Genomic DNA, 3,964 nt, shown 5'->3' with positions numbered 1-3,964 from the left:
GTGTACATATCCGTTTCTGCGGTAACGGCCACTTAGGGTTCCGCTCTTACAGCGGGTCACTTTGGAAAAGCCCCAAAGTAACCAAAGGGCTCTGCCCCGCCTGTCGGCGCCTCGCTGTGGCTCGGCGTTCCCTCACTCCGGCATTGCTCCGCGGGCCGCCGCGACGGCCCGTCCCTGGCCCGTCGCGGCTAAACCGGCGTCCTGCCGGTTTACCCGCTCCTCAATCCCTGCGTTCGGCCTCGGGCTTATTGGGGCAGTCAGAGCCAGATCAAAATCAAAAGCAAGAGCACAGCGGCCTACAGGCCGGCTTGAGTGGTAGGAGCAAAGGCAAGAGCGGCTTTTTTGTAGGAGCTGGCTTGCCGGCGATGCAGACACCTCAGTGCATCAGGCAGACCCATTTGATGCCATCGCTGGCAAGCCAGCTCCTACAGGTGACCGTGCCCGCTTTAGCTTTTGATTTTGCTCCACACCACTCAAGCCGGCCTGTAGGCCGCTGTGTTCTTGATCTGCTTTTGATCTTGATCTTAGGCGCCCCGTTAAACCACGCTGGCCGAACGCAGGTAGTACGGAGCGGGTAAACCGGCAGGACGCCGGTTTAGCCGCGACGGGGCAGGGACGCCCCGTCGCGGCGGCCCGCGGAGTAATGCCGGAGTGAGGGCACACCGAGCCTGAGCGAGGTGCCGAGTGGTGGGGCAAGAGCGTTTTGGTTACTTTTGCGCTTTTCAAAAGTGACCCGCTGTAAGAGCGGAACCCATATCAGCCGTTACCAAAAAAACGGATATGTACCCCGAGCCAAAAGCCGGACAACTTCAACACCTCTCATGGTCATTTATGGAAAAGTCAAAGTATCGAAAAGCAGGATTGGCCCTGGTGTTGACCGTCGCAGCGGGCCTGATCATCTACACCGTGCAGGCCCCCGCAGACGCGCCGCAATACCTGACCGCGACCGCCGAACGCAGTGACATCGAAAACGCGGTCCTGGCCACCGGCCTGCTGGAAGGCGTCAAACAGGTCGACGTCGGCGCCCAGGTCTCCGGCCAGCTCAAGTCCCTGAAGGTCAAGGTCGGCGACAAGGTCAAGAAGGGCCAATGGCTCGCCGAAATCGACCCGTTGATCCTGCAAAACACCCTGCGCAAAGCCGAGGTCGATGAAGAAAACCTCCAGGCCCAACGCCGCGCCACCGCCGCTCAACTCAAGGAAACCAAATCCGTCTACGAACGCTATCAGGGCCTGCAAGAGGACGAATCCGTCTCCCGCCAGGACTTCGAGACCGCCGAGTCCAACTATGAAGTGCAGCGCGCCAACCTGCTGTCCCTCGACGCCCAGATCAAAAGCGCCCATATCCAGATCGACACCGCCAAGATCAACCTGGCCTACACCCGCATCGTCGCGCCCATCGACGGCGATGTGGTGGGCATCGTCACCCAGGAAGGCCAGACCGTGATCGCCAGCCAACTGGCGCCGGTGCTGCTCAAGCTCGCCGACCTGGACACCATGACCGTCAAGGCCCAGGTCTCCGAGGCCGACGTGATCCACATCAGCCCCGGCCAACAGGTGTACTTCACCATCCTCGGCGAGGCCGACAAGCGCTACTACGCCAAACTGCGCGGCACCGAACCGGCCCCGCAAAACTTCCTCGAAACCCAGACCGCCGGCACGCCTAAGCAAAACACTGCCGTGTTCTATAACGCACTGTTCGACGTACCCAACCCCGACCACCGCCTGCGCATCGCCATGACCGCCCAGGTGCGCATCGTGCTCGACACCGCCAAGGCGGCGCTGACGGTGCCGGTGGCCGCACTCGGCCCGCGTAATGCCGACGGCAGTTTCCCGGTGCGGGTGGTGGACGCCAAGGGCAAGGCCAACACGCGGCAGGTGCAGACCGGCATCAACAACAACGTCAAGGTGCAGATCCTCGATGGCCTGGCCGAAGGCGACAAGGTGGTGATCGGCGACCCGTCGCCCGCCGTGGCGGGGGGCTGATTGATGACTCAGCCACTGTTGGAACTTAAAGGCATCGTCCGCAGTTTCATGGCCGGTGACCGCGAATTCATTGCCCTCAAGGGTATTGACCTGACCATCCATGCCGGGGAAATGGTCGCGATCACCGGGGCCTCGGGTTCGGGTAAATCCACCCTGATGAACATCCTCGGTGGCCTCGACTACGCCACGGCCGGCAGCTACAAGATCAATGGCATCGAAACCCGCACCCTGGGTGATGAGCAACTGGCGGAGCTGCGCCGCGACTACTTCGGTTTTATCTTTCAGCGTTACCACTTGCTGGCGCATCTGAGCGCGTTGCACAACGTTGAGATGCCGGCGATTTATGCCGGTACGCCGGAAACGGCCAGGCATAGCCGCGCGGGAGAATTGCTGGCGCGGTTGGGCTTGTCGGGGCATCTGACCCATCGCCCGAGCCAGCTGTCCGGCGGCCAGCAACAGCGGGTGAGTATCGCCCGGGCCTTGATGAACGGCGGGGAGGTGATCCTCGCCGACGAACCCACCGGCGCCCTCGATACCCACAGCGGCAAGGAAGTGATGCGCATCCTGGCCGAGCTGCACGCCGCCGGGCACACGGTGATCATCGTCACCCACGACCCGAAAGTGGCGGCCAATGCCCAGCGAATCATTGAGGTGCGCGATGGGGAGATTGTCAGTGACCGCGCCAATGACAGTGTCGGCCTGGACCTGCCCACCGAGACGCCCATCGAACCCAAGCGCAGCGGTGCGCGCAAGTTGGTGGCGAGCCTCGGGCTGTTCAAGGAGGCCTTCAACATGGCCTGGGTCGCGCTGATTTCCCATCGCATGCGCACCTTGTTGACCATGCTCGGTATTGTCATCGGCATCACGTCGGTGGTGTCGATCTCGGCCATCGGCGAAGGCGCCAAGCGCTACGTGCTCAAGGACATCCAGGCCATCGGTAGCAACACCATCGATATCTTTCCCGGCAAGAGTTTCGGTGACAGCCGTGCCTCGGCCATCGAGACGCTGTTGCCGTCGGATGTGGACGCGCTGAACCAGCTGTATTACGTCGACAGCGCCACGCCGGTGGTGGGGCGCAACCTGTTGCTGCGCTACGGCAACATCGACCTGGACGCCCAGGTCAACGGCGTCAGCGACCGCTATTTCCAGGTCAAGGGCCTGAAGCTCGAAGCCGGGATTACCTTCAGTGAAAGCGACGCCCGGCGCCAGGCCCAGGTGGTGGTGATTGACCACAACACGCGCCATCGGCTGTTCGGTCCCGGCGTGGATCCGCTGGGCCAGGTGATCCTGGTGGGCAGCCTGCCGTGCACGGTGATCGGGGTGACGGCGGACAACAAAAACATGTTCGCCGCCAGCAAGGCGCTGAACGTGTGGGTGCCTTATGAGACGGCAGCGGGGCGGCTGTTGGGCCAGCGCCATCTGGACAGCATCACCGTGCGCATCAAGGACGGCCAGCCCAGCAAGGTGGTGGAAGAGAACGTCACCAAGCTGATGTTGCAGCGACACGGCACCAAGGATTTCTTCACCAACAACCTCGACAGCATCATGCAGACGGTGCAGAAAACCAGCCGTTCCCTGGCGTTGCTGCTGTCGTTGATTGCGGTGATTTCATTGCTGGTGGGCGGCATCGGGGTGATGAACATCATGCTGGTGTCGGTGACCGAGCGCACCCGCGAGATCGGGATTCGCATGGCGGTGGGCGCACGGCAATCGGACATTCGCCAGCAGTTTCTGGTGGAAGCGGTGATGGTCTGCCTGATTGGCGGGATGATCGGCATCTCGCTGTCATTCGCCATTGGCTATCTGTTTTCGTTGTTTGTGAAAGAGTGGGAAATGGTGTTTTCCCTGGGCTCGGTGGTCACCGCGTTTGCGTGCTCGACGTTGATCGGGATTGTGTTCGGATTTGTGCCGGCGAGGAATGCGGCGCGGCTGGATCCAATCGAGGCCCTGGCGCGGGATTAAGCTGAATAGAGGATCAAAA

General features: G+C 61.7%; 2 protein-coding genes. Both read left to right on the top strand.

Annotation, left to right across the window (positions count from 1 at the left end):
* Positions 1–831 precede the first annotated feature (831 nt).
* Entirely contained in the window at positions 832–1,983 is a 1,152-nt protein-coding gene (gene macA / locus HKK54_RS32095; RefSeq protein ID WP_169389076.1) for a macrolide transporter subunit MacA, read from the top strand.
* Between the two features lie 3 nt (positions 1,984–1,986).
* Entirely contained in the window at positions 1,987–3,945 is a 1,959-nt protein-coding gene (locus HKK54_RS32090) for a MacB family efflux pump subunit (protein WP_169389075.1), read from the top strand.
* Positions 3,946–3,964: the final 19 nt, after the last annotated feature.

This window comes from Pseudomonas sp. ADAK13 (genome assembly GCF_012935715.1).
GTDB lineage: Bacteria > Pseudomonadota > Gammaproteobacteria > Pseudomonadales > Pseudomonadaceae > Aquipseudomonas.
This window is presented reverse-complemented; position numbering and strand designations above follow the sequence as displayed.

Bases quoted from the DNA above. Each gene is read 5' to 3' on its own strand.
- macA (WP_169389076.1), top strand. From the start codon at position 832: ATGGAAAAGTCAAAGTATCGAAAAGCAGGATTGGCCCTGGTGTTGACC.
- HKK54_RS32090 (WP_169389075.1), top strand. From the start codon at position 1,987: ATGACTCAGCCACTGTTGGAACTTAAAGGCATCGTCCGCAGTTTCATG.